The sequence below is a fragment of the Microtetraspora niveoalba genome (genome assembly GCF_001570405.1).
GTDB classification, from domain to species: Bacteria; Actinomycetota; Actinomycetes; order Streptosporangiales; family Streptosporangiaceae; genus Microtetraspora; species Microtetraspora niveoalba.
Genome location: NZ_BBYM01000005.1, coordinates 238,569 through 254,901, shown reverse-complemented (window position 1 = coordinate 254,901; position 16,333 = coordinate 238,569). Strand labels below are relative to the sequence as shown.

Below are 16,333 nucleotides of genomic sequence, written 5' to 3'. Positions count from 1 at the left end.
GCGGAACGGACGATCTATTCTTCTGCTATGCGTGCTGCGCCCGCCTGGGATGTGGCTGCGGCGGTGATGCTGTCCGCATTCATGGTCGCGGTGTCGGCCGTGGCTCGTGTGGTCCAGCCCGAGGCCCGGCCGGTAACCGTCCTCGGGGTGGCGCTGCTCGTGCTCTCCGGGGCCGCGCTCGCCGTACGGCGGGTGGCGCCGTTGTGGTCCTTCACGCTCGCGGTGGGCGCCGCGGCGGCCTACCTGGGGATGCGGTTCGCCGGCTGGCCGGTGTACCTGGGCGCGTTCGCCGGCCTGCTGGTACTGGTCTCGGAGGTCAGCAGGCCGAGGTTGTGGGTTCCGCTCGCCGCGGCCGGCGGTGTGGCGACAGCGGTCGCCACGGGGCCGCCGGAGGGCTGGGACCCGGTCAGGATGCTCACTGTGGCGGTGGTGTGGGCGGTTGTGGCGGTGGTCGCCGCACGGTTCGCACACACCCGCCGACGGCTCATGGAGCGGGAGGCCGCAGCCCGGGTTGTGCAGGAACGGCTGCGGATCGCCCGGGAGCTGCATGACGTGCTCTCCCACAGCCTGGCCACGATCAGCCTGCAGGCCGGCGTCGGGCTGCACCTGGTGGACCGGCGGCCGGAGCAGGCGCGGGAAGCGTTGCGAGGGATCCGGCAGATCAGCACCGACGCCCTGGCACAGGCCCGGGCCGCGCTGGCCGTGGTCCGGACGCCCGGCGAGGAGGCGGCACCGGGTCCGGCCGACATGGAGGAGCTGATCGCGACCGCGCGAGGGAGCGGCTTGAGCGTTGAGGCGGACATCGATCTCGACGACCGGGCCATTCCCGAGGTGATCGGCTCCACCGCCTACCGGGTGGTGCAGGAGGCGCTGACCAATGTGATGCGCCATGCGGGGGACGGTGCTCACGCTCGGGCCCGTCTCAGGTGTGTCGACGGCTGGCTGGAGATCGAGGTGACGGACGACGGCGTGAGCGCGGCGGGGCCGGTCGGCCCTCCTGGTCACGGGTTGCGGGGAATGGCCGAGCGCGTCAGCGCGGTGGGCGGTGAGATGCGTGCGGGAGCGGCGCCTGGCATCGGGTTCACCCTCCACGCCCGTCTGCCGCTGAGGGGGACGGGGTGAGCGTGCTGCGGGTCGTGCTCGCCGACGACCAGGTCATGATCCGTGCCGGGCTGCGCGCGCTGCTGACGGCCGAGCCGGATCTGGAGGTGGTCGCCGAGGCCGGGGACGGGTGGCAGGCGGTCGCCGCCGCTCGTGCCCAGCGTCCCGACGTGATCGTGATGGACATCCAGATGCCGGTGATGGACGGACTGGAGGCCACTCGAGCGATCGCGGCGGACCCGAACATGTCGGGCGTGCGGGTGCTCGTGCTCACCACGTACGACGAGGACGAGCTGGTCTTCGAGGCGATCAAGGCGGGCGCGGCCGGATTCCTGCTCAAGGACGCGGAACCCGCCGAGTTGCTGCGCGGGATCCGGGTGGCCGCGGCCGGTGACAGCCTTCTCGCCCCGCAAGCCGCGCGTAGGTTGGTCGCCGCGTTCGCGTCCGGCCCGTCGCCGAAGGGGCCTGCCGCGCGCGCCTTGGGCCTGCTCACCGGCAGAGAGCGGGAGATCGTCGCGTTGGTCGGCCGAGGACTGTCCAACGATGAGATCGCCGAGCGGCTGGTGATCAGTCCGGCGACCGCCCGCACGCACGTCTCCCGGGCCATGGTGAAGCTCACCGCGCGCGACCGCGCGCAGTTGGTCGTCTTCGCCTACGAGTCCGGTTTGGTTCGCCCCGGGCGCGCCGGCTGACGCCCCGCTCGGCGCCTTCACGATCATCATCTGTGCGCTGGTGATCGCAGACGCGGCGGGGCGAAATTCCCGGTGCGGTCGTGCCGACAGGCGCGCCCGTTCGCTACGACACGTGTTCGGCCCTCGCCCGCCGGGCGTCCCGTCGCTCCTCGAAGCGGGTCGCGGCCACGTCGAGCTTGGCGAGGAAGGCCGCCAACTCCTCGCGGGCCTGCTCCCCCTCCGCGTCGAGACCTTCGATGTCGAAGGTCTTCCACTGTCGCAGCACCGGCGTCAGAACCTCGTCACAATGCTGGCGCAGGTCGTAGATGCCCGCCATGGCGATCGTCACCGAATTGCGGGCGAAGCCCTCCATGCCCTGGCCCGGCATCTGGAACGAGGTCACGACATCGGTGACGGCTCGCATGGTCTGCGACGGGGCCAGCTCGAACGCGGCGGCGAGGAGGTTCCGGTAGAAGAGCATATGGAGGTTCTCGTCAGCGGCGACCCTCGAGAGCAACCTCTCGCAGACAGGGTCTCCCGACACCTTCCCGGTGTTCCGGTGGGCGACGCGGGTGGCCAGCTCCTGGAACGAGACGTATGCCAACTGCCGGAGCATGCCGTCGTACTCCGTGGCGAAGCCGTTCTGCATGTGGGTCATCCTGGCCCGCTCCAGAGCGACCGGGTCGACGGCCCGGGAGACGGTGAGGTAGTCGCGGATGGCGATCCCGTGCCGGCCCTCCTCCGCTGTCCACCGGTGCACCCAGGTGCCCCAGGCGCCGTCCCTGCCGAATGTCGTGGCGATCTCGTGGTGGTAGCTCGGCAGGTTGTCCTCGGTCAGGAGGTTGACGATGAGCGAAACACGGGCGGGTTCGGGAATCGAGGAGTCCTCCGGCGACCAGGCCTCGCCCCCCAGGAGCCCGTCGAATGTACGGCCCTCGCTCCACGGGACGAACTCGTGAGGGAACCACTCCTTGGCCACTGCGAGGTGGCGGTCCAGCTCTCGCCCGACCACGGGTTCGAGCTCCACGAGAAGCTCCGTCTGGGTGAGCGGGCGAGAGGTGATCGGCATGTGGGGCCTCCGGGTCTGCAACCTGCTGCAACGCAACCTACGCTAGCGTAGGTAAGCGGGCCGACACGCCATCGTGATCGTCCGGAAGGCGAACGGCTGTCCCGCGGGAGTTCGCCGATCCCCGATGAGGTCGAGGTGGGTATGCCCGCGACGTCCGCGCATCGCGGGATCTCGGCGCTGCAAAAGATCGGAGCGGCGACCTTGAACCTGCGGGCCGCTGAAGGACCTCGGCCGATGAAGACCGTGCGTCCGCATGACGAGGCCCCGGACTCCATGAGAAGCCCGGGGCCGGATGCCGTCGGATGCCGGCCCACTCTCGGTGGGCCCGGCATCAGCCGTGCTGAGCGCTGCTTAGAGCGGCCGGACGTGCTCGGCCTGCGGGCCCTTGGCGCCCTGGCCCGCGGTGTACTCGACCCGCTGGTTCTCCTCCAGCGAACGGTAGCCGCCGGCGTCGATGGCCGAGTAGTGGACGAAGACGTCCGGAGTGCCGTCGTCGGGGGCGATGAAGCCGAAGCCCTTCTCGGCGTTGAACCACTTGACGGTTCCCTGAGCCATGATGCTTTCTCCTTGTGAAACGATCTTGAGAGCCACGAATGTGATCCTCGGGCTGCTGCGACCGACCGCCTTGGGAAAGCCTCGGCTTCGTACGGTAACGCCCGCTGTCATAGCTCCGCAGGCGCTTTACGCATACCGGGACTTCGACACAACCTGTGCTTGTGACACTACACGCCACACGCCGTTCCCGCGCCACTCTCGCGAAACCTCGTACGCGCCCGGGAGGCTCGTGCCCCGTCCACCGGCCGGAGGCCCGCTCCTCGCTCAGGAGGGGCGGGGCCTTGTCGCGTGGGGTGACGTCGCGAGACGGAACGTGTCAGCCATCGGTGCGAGGCGGGGTGCGCAGGAACGAGCGGATGGCGGGGACGAGGTCGGCGTGGGCGTCTTCCAGCAGGTAGTGGCCTGCGCCGTGATACAGGCGAGTCCGGGCGGCGGGAAAACGCCGTCGCCATTCGCCCAGAACGGCACGGTCGAAGACCGGGTCGCCCAGTCCCCAGGCGATCAGCGTGGGCCGGTCGGCGAACTGCGCCAGCGACGTGCCGGTGCCCTCCAGAACAGGCCAGGAAGGGTCGCCGGGACGCAACGGAATGTCCTGGACGAAGCGTTGGATGGCCACGCGGTGTTCGGGCCGGTCGTACGGGGCCAGGAACGCCGAGCGCACCGGAGCGGACATCCGGCGCCGGACTCCCAGCGGACGCCAGGTGGCGCCGCGGGCGAAGATGTTGTGGCGCAGGAACAGGCGGGTCCCCAGCCGGGTGTCGCGCAGCACCCGGAACGGCAGCCGCAGCAGAGGACGTACGCGTTCGCCGTGCGGGTTGGGAAAGGCCGCGGTGTTCAGCAGGACCAGGCGGGCGACCCGGCCGGGGTGACGGCAGGCCCAGGCCATGCCGATCGGCCCGCCCCAGTCGTGCAGGACGAGTGTCCACCCGTGTTCGGGGGCACCGCCGCCGGTGATGAGGTGTTCGACCAAGGCGTCCAGGTCGTCCACGCGGGCGGCCAGGTCGTAGGGGTAACGGCCGGATCCCGGCTTGTCCGACAGGCCCATGCCGATGTGGTCGGGGGCGATGCAACGGAACTCCTCGCGCAGCGCGAGGATCGGCCGCCGCCACAGGTAACTCCAGGAAGGGTTCCCGTGCAGGAACAGCACCGGCTGTCCCGCCCCTTCGTCCAGGTAGTGCTGGCGCAGGCCGTCACGGCGCGGGTGGGCGAACCACCGGGAGGTGAACGGGTAGTCCGGGAATGCGGTCACCGGGTGTTCTCCGCGGACAGGTGGGCGGTGAGCCGGGCCAGTCCTTCCGCCATGCTCACCCGGGGCCGGTAGCCGAGATCGCGGCGGGCCGCGGAGATGTCGAACCAGTGCGCCGTCGAGGCCTGCTCCACCAGGAACATCAGCGGTGGCAGGCGCCGCGCCAACGGTAGCCGGCGACCCTGCTCCAGCAGCCGGGCCGCCCGCAGGACCGGTCCGACCGGCGCCCGGCGTGTCACCGGAGGCAGCCCGGCGGCGCGCAGCAGCAGGTTGAGCCATTCCCCGAAACCGCAGGGCTGGCCCTGGGTGATGAAGTAGGCCCGCCCGGCCGGCGGTGAGCCGGGACGTAACCGGTCGAGAGCGAGCAGGTGGGCGTCGGCAGCGTTGTCGATGTAGACGGTGTCGACGGTCTTGTCGGTCTCGCCCAGCAGCCACAGCAGGCGGCGGTGGGCCACCAGCCTGGGCAGGAAGTGCGGATCTCCCGGCCCCCAGATGAGATGCGGACGCAACGCGACCGCCGTCACCCGCCCGGCCGCGGCGCCGGCGAGTACGAGCCGTTCCGCTTCGGCCTTGGTCCGCGGATAGGCGGCGGGAAAACGGCGGCCGTAGGGCACGGACTCGTCCACTCCCTCCAGGTCCCGTCCGTCGTGGACGACGCTCGGCGAGGACGTGTGGACCAGGCGTGCCCCGTGGTACGCGCAGGCGTCCAGCACGTTCCGCGTTCCTGACACGTTGATCTCCTCGTAGTCCCGGTCCCGTCCGTGTACGCCGGCCTTCGCGGCGCAGTGCACGACCGCCCCGCATCCGGCGACGGCGGCCAGCACCGCCGCGCGGTCGCGGACGTCGGCGAGGTGCTGGGTGACCCCGAGAGCCGCCAGCGCGGGGCTGTGGCGGCGCTGAAGAGCGTGCACGGTGTCACCGCGGGCGGCCAGCCGCCGGCAGACGGCCTCTCCCAGGAAGCCGCCGCCCCCGGTCACCAGGACCCTCGTCATCGGCCCGCCCGGACGCGCCGCGAGGCCCACAGGGCGAGCTCGTGCCGGCGGATCTTGCTGTTGTGCCGGGCGTCGACCGGGAACCCGGGGTGGAACAGCACCTCCCGAAGCTCGGCGGTGTGTGGATGGCGGGCCGCCACGTCCAGGATGTCGGCCTTCACGCGAGCGTTGTCCCGGGATCCCGATTCGCACTCCACGACCAGGACCGCACGCTGCGCGCCGGCGGGACCGACACCGACCAGTGCGGTGCGGCGGACCCCCGGCACGGTGGCGAAGACGGGTTCGACCTGGTCGGTGTACAGGTCACCGCCGACGGTGCGGACCCGTTCTGATTTGCGTCCGGCGAACCAGAGCCTTCCCTGCTCGTCGAACCGGCCGACGTCACCCATCCGGTGCCAGACGCGGTCCCCGTCGCCGATCCGGGCCAGCGCGGTGGCCTCCGGATCGTCCAGGTAGGGGTCGCTGACGGTGGGGGCGGCCACGGTGATCTCCCCGATGGTGCCGGCCGGCACGACCAGGTCCTCGCTCCACCGCTCGATGGGGTCGTCGCTGAGGGCGATGACGCGCACCTCGGCGCCCGGGAGCGGAGGACCCAGGCAGGTGCCCGCCCCGGCGGCGGTGGCCGCGGCGTGCTCGGCGAGCAGGCGGCTCTCGATCGCGGCCACCGGCATGCATTCGGTGGCTCCGTACACCGACAGCACCCGCGCGTCGTCGCGCAGGCAGCCGCGCAGGCGGTCCATCACCGGCATCGGCAGCGGCGCCCCGGCGGACACCACGTCGCCCAGCGTGTCCAGTACCAGGTCATGGGCGGCGCAGTGACGCGCGAGCCGGTCCAGCAGCGCGGGAGCGGCGAACATCCCGGCCACGCGATACCGCTGGATGTCGGCGACCAGGGCGGCCGGGTCGGTCCGCACCGGATGCCGCGGGTCCATGTCCGGGATCACCACGGTCGCCCCGAACGCCGCCGCTCCCAGGGCGAACGGCGCGAACGTCGACAACACCGGCGTTCCCGGTTCCACCGTGCCCAGCGCGCCCAGCAGGTTGAGCTGCGCGGCCAGGTGCCGGTGACGCAGCGGCACGCCCTTGGGCGGGCCGGTGGATCCCGAGGTGTAGGCGATCAGCGCCACGTCGTCGGGGCCGGCGGAGGGCCACCGTCCCGGCTCGCCGGGATCGAAGCCGCGGCCCGGCTCGCCGGGCGGAAGGCCGCGTCCGGGTCCGCCTGACGGCCATGTCGGGCCGAGGGGTCGCCGCGAGGGGACGGTGATGGACACACGGACGTCAGGGGTCCAGCCCAGCAGCCTCCTGGCCACCTGCACGGCGGGAATCGCGATGAAGGCCTCGGGCGCCGCCTGGCGCAGACAGCGCTTGATCGCGCCGAGCGGCAGCCCGGGATCGACCAGCACCGGCACCGCGCGGAGCCGTACCAGGGCGACGGCCAGCGCGCCCAGTTCCGGACCCGGCGGTACCAGCAGGCCGGTACGCATGCCCGGGCGGATCCCGGCCCTGGCGAGGGCCGCGACGGTACGGTCCACCGCCCGCGACATCTGCCCGTAGGTGGTGGCCGACGGGGTGCGGCCACCGACCTGGCAGGCGATCACGTCGGGCTGCTCGCGAAACCAGCGCTCGGCGCGGAGGATCAGCTCGGCGGCCGGCTCGGCCGGGCCGGAGTCGCTCGGAGGGGTCTCCTGTGTGGTCACCGGATCACCACCGCACGACGACGATTCCGGCACTGGCCCCGCTGGCCAGGCCGACCAGGGCGATCAGGTCGCCGCGCCGCACCCGTCCCGAGCCGACCACCCGCGCCAGTTGCACGAGCAGCGTCGCCGCGACGAGGTTGCCGTGCTGGGCGATGGTGACGACGACCTTGCCCTGCGGTATGCGCACCTGGTCGCAGAACCACCACAACGTCGCCAGCGATGCCTGGTGTACGCAGACGGCCGCGAAGTCGTCCCAGGTCAGCCCGAGATCGGCGAGGGGTTTGTGGAAGACGGCGTAGTCGATGTTCTCGATGCCGCGCACCAACTGTGCGGAGTCGACGATGAGCGGCCCGATGGTGGGCCGGCCCGCCCACGGGTCGGTGGTGAGGTTGTCCACCGCGGAGACCGCCGCCGGCCATCCCGCGGAGTACGCGGAGAACCGGTGGGCGAGCACCCCCGGTTCGGTGCCGGCCTCCAGCAGCAACGCGGCGCCGGCGTCGGAGACCGTGTAGGACGCGGCGACGGTGATGTACTCCTCCGCGCTGGCCACGGTCCACGGTGTGCCCGCGGTCGGCAACTCTCCGCAGCAGATGAGGACCCGCCGATGACGGCCGCCGGAGATCAGCGCGTCGGCCACCTGGATGGCGTTCAGCACGCTGTTGCAGGCGTTGCGTACGTCGAACACCGGACAGCAGGCCCCGATCTTGGCGGCGACGACGTGTCCGGTGGCCGGCTCCACGGTGTCGGACGACACTCCCGCGTAGATGAGCAGATCGAGGTCGGCGGCCTGTAGGCCGTTGTCCTCCAGGACCCGGCGGGCGGCGTGCGCCGCCAGGTCGGACGGTTTCTCGTGGGGGAGGGCGATGTGCCGTCGCCGGACTCCGCTGTGGTCGTGGATCAGCCCTCGGGGCAGGTCCAGGGCGGGGTTGCGGTCGGCGAGCCGGTCTTCCAGCTCAGCCGTACTCAGCGTGGTCTCCGGCAGGTGGGCGGCCACCCCGGTCATCCGCGCGTGCAGCTGGGTCAACGCAGACCTCTCTTCTGTGCCGGTCTTCTGGGCCGGTCTTCTGGGCCGGTCTTCTGGGCCGGTCTTCTGGGCCGGTCTTCTGGGCCGGTCTTCTGGGCCGGTCTTCTGGGCCGGTCTTCTGGGCCGGTCTTCTGCGCCGGGCCTGGACGGCCGGCGGTCGGGAGGGCGGACGGAAGGGGCCCGTGACCGCGGACGGTGCCGCGGACGCGGGCCGCGTCCGTCGCTGGTTCAGGCCGGCTCTCCGGTACGGGGGCTCGCACCGGCGGGTTGCGGTTCGCGCAGCCCGAGGCGGATGAGCACGCTGTGCGCGATGTCGGCGACGGTGCCGCCGCCGCGCATCAGCTCCATGGGCGGGATGTCGATGCCGAACTGGCTGCGGATGGAGGTCAGCAGTTCGGTGGCCATCAGGGAGTCCAGTCCGTACTCGTCCAGCCGCCGGTCGTCGGCGATCTGGTCGGCCGGGATGAGCAGGACGGTGGACAACAACCGGGTGATCTGCTCGGTGATGTACGCGTACTTCTGCTCCTGGTTCATCTCCGCCAGCAGCGACAGCTGGTCGAGCCCCTGCTGCTCCGTGCCGGGCGGCAGCACCAGGGACAACCACGGACGCTGCAGGCTGGGCAGGACCTGCCGCAACCGGCCCCAGTCGCAGCGGCCCACCATGGCGACGTCGGCGTGCTCGCCGAGCATGGCCTCCACGGCGTCCAGCGCCCGGGCGGGAGACATCGGCGGGATCCCGGCCTTGGCCAGCGCCTCTCCCTGCCTGCCTCGGGTCAGTACCCCGGTCTCCGCGAGCGCGCCCAGGCAGGCCGTCAGTCCGGGCAGGCCCTGCCGGCTCCGCCGCCGGGCCAGCGCCTCCAGGAACAGGTTCGCGGCGACGTACGACGTCTGACCGATGTTGCCGACGGTGGTGAGGGAGGAGTACATGACGAACAGGTCGAGGGGGCGATCCCGGGTCAGTTCGTCCAGCACCATCGCGCCGGCGACCTTGGGGTGCAGGACGGCTCGGATCCGGTCGTCGCCGAGGTCGGCGAGCGGGCCGTCGTCGAGGTGCATGGCCGCGTGTACGACGCCGCGCAGCGGGTGGCCGCAGGCGTCCAGGTCGTGCAGGATCCCCCGCATGGCGTCGGGGTCGGCCACGTCGGCCGCGTACGCGCGGACCTCCACCCCCGATCTCTCCAGTTCCTCCAGCAGAGCGGGAGCTTCGGGCGCCTCGGCGCCCCGGCGGCCGACCAGGGCCAGGTGGCGGGCACCCCGACGGGCGAGGCGGCGAGCCGTCGCCGCACCGAACCCGCCCAGGCCGCCCGTGACCAGGTAGGTCCCCTCCGGGTCCAGACGCGGCGCCATCTGCTGGGGCCGGACGGTGACCGGTTCGTCGCGCGGGTCGAAGGACACCACGAGTTTTCCGATGTGCCGGGAATGGCGCATCGTGGCGAAGGCGTCGGCGACGCGGGCGGCCGGATACACCGTGTGCGGCAGCGGCCGGAACCGCCCGGAGCGGTAGAGGGGCGCGGCCTGCGACGTGCTGTCGGCCATCAGCTCGGGCGCCTTCCACATGAGAGTGCCCACGTCCACGCCGTAGAACGCGATGTTGTCGGAGAACGGGCGCAGCAGCAGGGACCTGTTCTGGTAGATGTCCCGTTTGCCGAGCTCGACGAACCGGCCGCCGTGCCGCAGACATTCCACACCGCGGTTGACGGCCTCACCGGCCAGCGAGTTGAGCACGACGTCCACTCCCTGGCCGCCGGTCAGTTCCTTGACCTGCTCGGCGAAGTGCAGGCTGCGCGAGTCCAGGACGTGGTCGGCTCCCATCGCGAGCAGCAGGTCGCGTTTGGCGGCGGTGCCGGCGGTCGCGATCACGCGGGCTCCGTGGAGCCGTGCGTACTGCAGCGCGGCCAGGCCGACCCCGCCGGCGCCGCCGTGGACCAGGATCGTCTCACCCGCCTTGACACGCGCGCAGTACCCCAGCGAATGGTGCGCGGTGGAGAACGCCATCGGCATGGTGGCGGCTTCGGTGAAGGTCATCCCCTCGGGGAGGGGGACGGCCGCCCACGCCTTGATCCTCGCGTGACTGGCGAATCCGACGGGTCCCGCGGCCATGATCCGGTCACCGGGCCGCGTCCCGGTGACGGCGGCGCCGACGGCGGTGACGATCCCGGCGCATTCCAGGCCCAGTTCGTGCCCGCCGAAGACCGCTTCGACGGCCTCGGTGGGCAGCAGGTTCAGCGCGCGCATCACGTCGCGGTAGTTCAGCCCGATCGCCCGTACCTCGACCACGACCTCGTCGGGCTCTGGCCGCGGCATCGGGAACTCCTCCCAGGCCAGCGTGTACGACAGCCCGGGGTCGCACACCTTGAGCCGGTAGGCGCCGCCCGAGCCGACGGGCAGGCCCAGGGCGTGCTCGCCTGACTCCAGCAGCCGCGGCACGAAACGTCCTCGGCGGGTGAGCAGGATCTCGTCCTCCTCTCCCGGGGCGAGCAGTTCCGCCGCCAGGCGGCCGGCGTCCTGTGCGGCGTCGCCGGTGGGGTGCAGGCAGAGCCGGCGTATCGCCAGCCCCGGCTGCTCGTTGCTCAGCGAGCGCGTCGTCCCCCAGGTCGCCGCGTCCTCGGGGTGGAGCCGTACGTCGGTGAGGCGGGGTTCGGGCAGCGCGGCGCAGGGGCGGGCCACCAGCCACACCGCGGTCGCGACGTGCTCGGGCAGTTGCTCGCAGGCCAGCGCGATGGCCCGCAGCGCCGCGGCCCGCCGGGTGATCCGCTCGACGGTCGCCTTCGGGTCCGTGTCCTCCGCTCCGCCCAGGATGACCGCGATGGTGACCGTCTGGGCGGTGGGCGGGACGTGCGCGGTCCAGTGGTCGGGATCGTCGCTGAGCGGCGAGTGGATCACGTCGCCGCCACGGGTCCGGAGCAGCGCCCGCAGCTCGGCGGTCAGCGCGTCGGTGCCGTCCTCACCGGCGAGGATCCACGTGCCGGTGGCGTCCGGTACGGGCTCCGGTACGGGGTGCGCGGTGGCCGGAGCGCCCCCGGCGGTGGCCAGCATCACCGAGAAGTCGCCGGCCGTGAGCTCGTCGTCGTCGCCGGTCTGGACGACCTCGGTGTACCCGGCCTCCGCCAGCACCTCCGGCCATCTTTCCCGGGGCAGCAGCGGCGAGCGCGGGCGCAGGTGCCGGTCGGTGAAGTCCCAGAACTCCTCCTGCATGCCGAGGATCGGCAGCAGGGTCCCCACCCGGTGCGGTTCGGTGATGAGCAACTGGCCGCCGGGAACGAGGAGGGTGGACAGGTGGCGCAGCGCGGCGGGCAGGTCACGGGCCAGGTGCAGGCTGTTCGCCGCGACCACGAGATCGAATCCGCCCGCGGCGAGTCCCTGCTCGACCGGGTCGGCGTCCATGTCGAGGACGGCGTAATCGAGGAAGTCGAATCCGCCCGCGTTCGGTCCCCGCTCGGCCGGACCGGCGTCCATGTCGAGGACGGCGTAATCGACGAAGTCGAAGCCGGCGAAGCGATGCCGCAGCCGGGTCAGCGCCGCCTCGGCGCCGTCGGTGACCAGGTAGCGGGTGCGGTCGGCGGGAAGGACGGGCAGCAGCATGGCGGTGGTGCCGCCCGCCCCCGCACCGACTTCCAGGACGCGCAGCGGCCGGTCGGACGGCCATCGCCGGACGATCTGCTCGACGAGCGCCCGGGCGATCCGGTTGGTGAACAGGTTGACCGGCCCTATGTCGTGGAACTGCCGCAACAGCTCATGACCGCCACCGGAGCCAAGGACGTCGGAGCCGGCACGCCGGCCCGCGAGCAGTTCGGGCAGCCACCGGCCGACCCGTACGGTCAGGGCGCTCTGGGCGGTGAAGGCGGCTCCCCGGATGAGGAGCTCACGGTGCAGCTCGCGCGGGTCCGCATCCATCGGCGTCAGGCGGGGGCCGCCCCCGACCGGCCGCTCCAGCAGTCCGTGCCGTTCCAGCAGCGGCAGGGCCGCATGGATCATCCGCCGGTGGTGCGCCCCCGGGCACGCCTCGATCAGTTCCTCGACGCCGATCGACCGCTCGGCGGCCAGCTCGCCGAGCGCGCCGGCCAGCGTGTGGGCGAAGACCTCTTCGAGCCGTGCCGCGTACCGCGGATAGTCCAGCTCGTGCCAGGCCGAGCGCAGCCGGTCGATCTGCTCGACCGCGCCGGACAGGATCTGCCCGGGGCGGGGGGCCGGCCACGGCTCGGCGGGCGTGCCGGCCCGGGGCGCGGCCCGCAGCGCCATCTCGTAACGGGTGACCGGGGTGATGTGGACGCCGGGCATCCGGCGCAGCCGGCAGCCCTCCACTTCGGCGGCGATCCGGCCGTCGTCGTCGGCGACCACGATGTCCCAGCAGACCTCCTCGGCACTGCTGGAACGTTCCCGTACGTGCACCAGTCCCTGTGCCGCGGGCGTTCCCCACAGGCGGACGGAGCCGATCGCGGCGGGCATGTAGCCGCGGCCCGATCGCAGCGACTCCACCAGCCACAGCACGCCGGCCTGCAGCGCGCTGTCCAGCACCACCGGATGCATCTGGTAGCGCCCCTGCGCCTGCTCCGGACACGAGTAGGCGCCGAGCACCTCCCGATCGCCCGTCCACAGCTCGGTCAGGACCTGGAACTCCGGCCCCCACACCATGTGTCCTTCGGCGGCCCGTGCGTAGTAGCCGGGCACGTCCACGCGCGTGCCGATGCGAGCGCGCAGCGCGACCACGTCCAGCGGCGGCGGGGTCCGGCGCAGCAGCGGCCGTACCCGGGCCCGGAAGTGCTCGCGGGGCTGCTCCGCCTGCCGGCCGGCACTGGCCACGGTGACCACCCCGGTCTCGGCGCAGAGCGACGTCTGCACGTACACCGGATCGGCGGCGGTCTGTGACGGCACCACCATGGCCCGGCTGATGTCGACCCTGTCCACCTCCACCGCCTCGACGGCGTCCGGTACGGTCAGCCGGGCGGCGGCGATGGCCATCTCCACGTATCCGGTGGCCGGCATGACGGCGGCGCCGCCGGCCCGGTGGTCGGCCACCCAGGGCACCCGTACGCGGTCGATCTCGCCCTGCCAGGTGGGGTCCAGCACCGGCATCCGCTGTCCCAGCAGCGGATGCCGGATCGTCGTGTCGATGTCGGTCTGCACCCAGGTGTGCGGGCCCCCGATCCAGTGCCGTTCGCGCTGCCAGGGGTAGGCCGGCAGCGATCGCACCGCGCCGGGGCGGGGGAAGTACCGATCCCAGTCGAGCCGCGCACCGGCGGCGACGAGCTCGGCGACCGCGGAGCGGACGCGCGCCGGGCCCGGCTCGTCCCGGCGCAAGGTGGTCACGACGGCCGCGCGTACCCTCGCGGTGCCGCTCACGCGGCGCAGGTACGAGCGCAGCACCGGATGCGGGCCGATCTCCAGCAGCACGTCGAAGCCGTCGCCGAGCACCCGCTCGACCGCCGCGGCGAACCGCACCGGCTCTCGGACGTTCCGCCACCAGTACGACGCGTCCAGCTCCGGTCCCCGGACCAGGTCGCCCGTCACCGTGGACAGCAGGGGGATGTGCGCCGGGCGGGGCCGCAGCCCGGCGAGTCCCTCGGCCAGGGGTTGCCGCACCGGATCCATGGCGCCGCTGTGGAAGGCGTAGTCCAGGTCCAGCTCGCGGAAGAAGATCTCGCGCGAGGAGAGGTCCTCACCCAGTGACTTCAACGATTCGGCCGGTCCGGCGATCGTGACGTCGCGGTCGGAATTGACCGCCGCGACCTCCAGCCCCGGGTAGTCGGCCAGGATCTGCCTGGCCGCGGTCTCGGCCAGCCCGAGCGCGGCCATCCGGCCCCGCCCCCGGGTGACCGACTGCGCCGTGCCGCGCTCGGAGATCACCTGCGCCGCCTGGGCCAGTGACAGAGCGCCGGCGGTGTACGCGGCGGCGACCTCGCCCACGCTGTGGCCGAGCACCGCTCCCGGCCGTACGCCCGCCGCCTTCAACATCTCCACCAGGCCGACCTGGACGGCGAACAACAACGGCTGCGCCACTTCGGTCGCCGAGAGCCGCGACTGGTCGGCGGGCAGGGACAGTTCCTTGAGGACCGACCAGCCGAGCCGGTCGGACAGTTCGGCGTCGACCGCTTCCACGGCCGAGCGGAAGGTCTCGTCGGACAGCAGATCGGCGCCCATCCCGGCCCACTGCGAACCGTTTCCGGAGAACACGAACGCCACCCGCCCGTGCTCCACCGTCTCCGACTCCGCCACCGCCGCGTCCCCGGCTCCGAGCCGTCCGCCCGCATCGGACTCGCCGGCGGGGCCGGTCGGCTCCGGCGTGTCCGCGAGACTCGCCAGCGCCCGCGCCGCCGCGGCGGCGGTATCGGCCAGCACCACGGCTCGATGCCGGTGGCCGCCGCGCCGCCGGGTCGCGGTGTAGGCCACGTCGTAGAAATCCCGTTCGTCGAGTGACGCCAGGTGCGCGGCGGTCCGTTCCACGGCTTCCCGCAGCGCGGACCTGTTGCGCGCGGACACGACGACGGGCAGCGCTCCTGCGGGGGGTGCCGCCGCCTCGTTCCCGGCCGCCCTGGGGGCGGGCGGTGGGGTCAGCGCCACATGGGCGTTGGCACCCCCGAACCCGAAGGAGTTGACTCCGGCCACGGGCCGCTCTCCCGCGTCGTCGAGCGGTCGCGGCTCGCTGGTGACGCTCAGCCCCAGGGCGTCGAAGTCGATCCGGGGGTTGAGCGTGGCGGCGTGCAACGAGGGCGGGATCATCCGGTGCCGGAGTACCAGCAGGGCCTTGAACAGTCCCGGCATGCCGGAGGCCGGCTCCAGGTGCCCCACGTTGGACTTCACCGAGCCGATGGGCAGGACTCCGCGCGTGCGCCGGCTGCCCAGCGCCCGCCCCAGCGCCTGGCATTCGGCCGGATCCCCGGCCTGGGTGCCGGTGCCGTGCGCCTCCACGTACACGATCTCGTCGGGGCTGATGCCCGCCGTGGTGTACACCTGCCGTAACAGGGCTTCCTGCGCTTCGGCGTTCGGCAACGCCAGCCCCATGGTGTGGCCGTCGTTGTTGGCGGCGGCGCCGACGATGACGCCGTGGATGCGGTCCCCGTCGGCGATCGCGTCGGCCAGGCGCTTGAGCACCACCACACCGCCGCCCTCCGCGCGTACGAACCCGTCGGCGTCGGCGGAGAACGCCCGGCACCGGCCGGTCGGCGACAACATCGACGCCTGGCTGAAACCGATGAAGGGGCCCGGGCTGATCAGCAGGTTGACCCCGCCGGCCAGCACCACCCGGCTGGATCCCTCCGCGAGGGACCGCCAGGCCCGCTCCACGGCCGTCAACGACGAGGAGCACGCGGTGTCGATGCTCATGCTCGGCCCGCGCAGGTCGAAGAAGTGCGACAGCCGGTTGGCCGCGATGGACAGGGTCCCCCCCGACATCGAGTACGGGCCCATGCCGCCCGGCTCCAACGCCTGCATCGTGCCGTACGCGGGATCCGAGATGCCGACGAACACTCCGGTGTCCGTGCCTGCCAGCGCCGCCGGATCGATGCCCGCGTCGTCCAGGGCCTCGACCGCCATCTCCAGGAGCAACCGCTGCTGCGGGTCCATCGAGGCGGCCTCTTTGGGGGAGATGCCGAAGTAGGCGGCGTCGAAGGCGGTGATGTCCTCGTCGAGGAAGCCTCCGGCCCGGGTGTAACTCCTGTTCAGCCTCGGCATGGTGTCGTCCACGAACCGATCGGCCTCGAACCTGGTCGGCGGGATCTCGCCGACGAGATCGGCGCCCTGCCGCAACGCCTGCCAGAGCCCGTCCAGGTTCACGATCCCACCGGGCAGGCGGCATCCCACGCCCACCACCGCCGCCGCGTGCTCCGGCCATGCCTGCTCTGCTGTCGGGTCGTCCGCGCTCAATGTCGCCCTTCCTGCTCAGGTCCACCACGACTCGGCACTTCGCCGGTCGGCTTGCTGTCTCGGCCAGGGTCCACCTAGCGCGCCTGGCGCAGGGCTAGGCGGAGCGACCACCATGTCA

The 16,333-nt window shown here is 72.4% G+C and carries 9 protein-coding genes; 2 read left to right on the top strand and 7 right to left on the bottom strand.

Annotated elements, in window-relative coordinates; all coding sequences use genetic code 11:
- Positions 1 to 27 precede the first annotated feature (27 nt).
- Positions 28 to 1,122: a sensor histidine kinase gene (locus tag AWQ70_RS05730; RefSeq protein ID WP_067171394.1), complete on the top strand. Its 1,095-nt coding sequence runs from the start codon at positions 28 to 30 to the stop codon at positions 1,120 to 1,122.
- 2 nt (positions 1,123 to 1,124) lie between these two features.
- Positions 1,125 to 1,793 (top strand): response regulator, encoded by a 669-nt coding sequence (locus tag AWQ70_RS05725; protein WP_067171470.1) that lies wholly within the window; start codon positions 1,125 to 1,127, stop codon positions 1,791 to 1,793.
- A gap of 103 nt (positions 1,794 to 1,896) precedes the next feature.
- Here the strand turns inward: AWQ70_RS05725 and AWQ70_RS05720 are convergent, their stop codons facing one another.
- The 7 genes from AWQ70_RS05720 to AWQ70_RS05690 all read right to left on the bottom strand — a co-directional run bounded on the left by AWQ70_RS05720 (position 1,897) and on the right by AWQ70_RS05690 (position 16,215).
- Positions 1,897 to 2,841 (bottom strand): acyl-ACP desaturase, encoded by a 945-nt coding sequence (locus AWQ70_RS05720; RefSeq protein WP_067171392.1) that lies wholly within the window; start codon positions 2,839 to 2,841, stop codon positions 1,897 to 1,899.
- A gap of 351 nt (positions 2,842 to 3,192) precedes the next feature.
- Positions 3,193 to 3,396, bottom strand: coding sequence for a cold-shock protein (locus AWQ70_RS05715; RefSeq protein WP_066939726.1), 204 nt, complete (start codon positions 3,394 to 3,396; stop codon positions 3,193 to 3,195).
- 316 nt (positions 3,397 to 3,712) lie between these two features.
- Complete coding sequence (locus AWQ70_RS05710) at positions 3,713 to 4,645, bottom strand: alpha/beta fold hydrolase (protein WP_067171391.1); 933 nt, start codon at positions 4,643 to 4,645, stop codon at positions 3,713 to 3,715.
- A complete protein-coding gene (locus AWQ70_RS05705) occupies positions 4,642 to 5,634 on the bottom strand; it encodes an NAD-dependent epimerase/dehydratase family protein (RefSeq protein ID WP_067171468.1) in 993 nt (330 codons plus the stop codon). The genes AWQ70_RS05710 and AWQ70_RS05705 overlap by 4 nt, the downstream gene beginning before the upstream one ends.
- Positions 5,631 to 7,331, bottom strand: a complete 1,701-nt coding sequence (locus tag AWQ70_RS05700) for a fatty acid CoA ligase family protein (protein ID WP_218004428.1) — start codon at positions 7,329 to 7,331, stop codon at positions 5,631 to 5,633. Before AWQ70_RS05700 ends, AWQ70_RS05705 begins: the two co-directional genes overlap by 4 nt.
- A gap of 4 nt (positions 7,332 to 7,335) precedes the next feature.
- Positions 7,336 to 8,355 carry a 3-oxoacyl-ACP synthase III family protein gene (locus AWQ70_RS05695; RefSeq protein WP_084516549.1) on the bottom strand — a complete coding sequence of 340 codons (1,020 nt, stop codon included), beginning with the start codon at positions 8,353 to 8,355 and terminating at the stop codon, positions 7,336 to 7,338.
- A 228-nt stretch (positions 8,356 to 8,583) separates the two neighbouring features.
- The gene (locus AWQ70_RS05690; RefSeq protein WP_084516548.1) at positions 8,584 to 16,215 is read right to left on the bottom strand and encodes a type I polyketide synthase; all 7,632 of its coding nucleotides are present in this window, start codon (positions 16,213 to 16,215) and stop codon (positions 8,584 to 8,586) included.
- Positions 16,216 to 16,333: the final 118 nt, after the last annotated feature.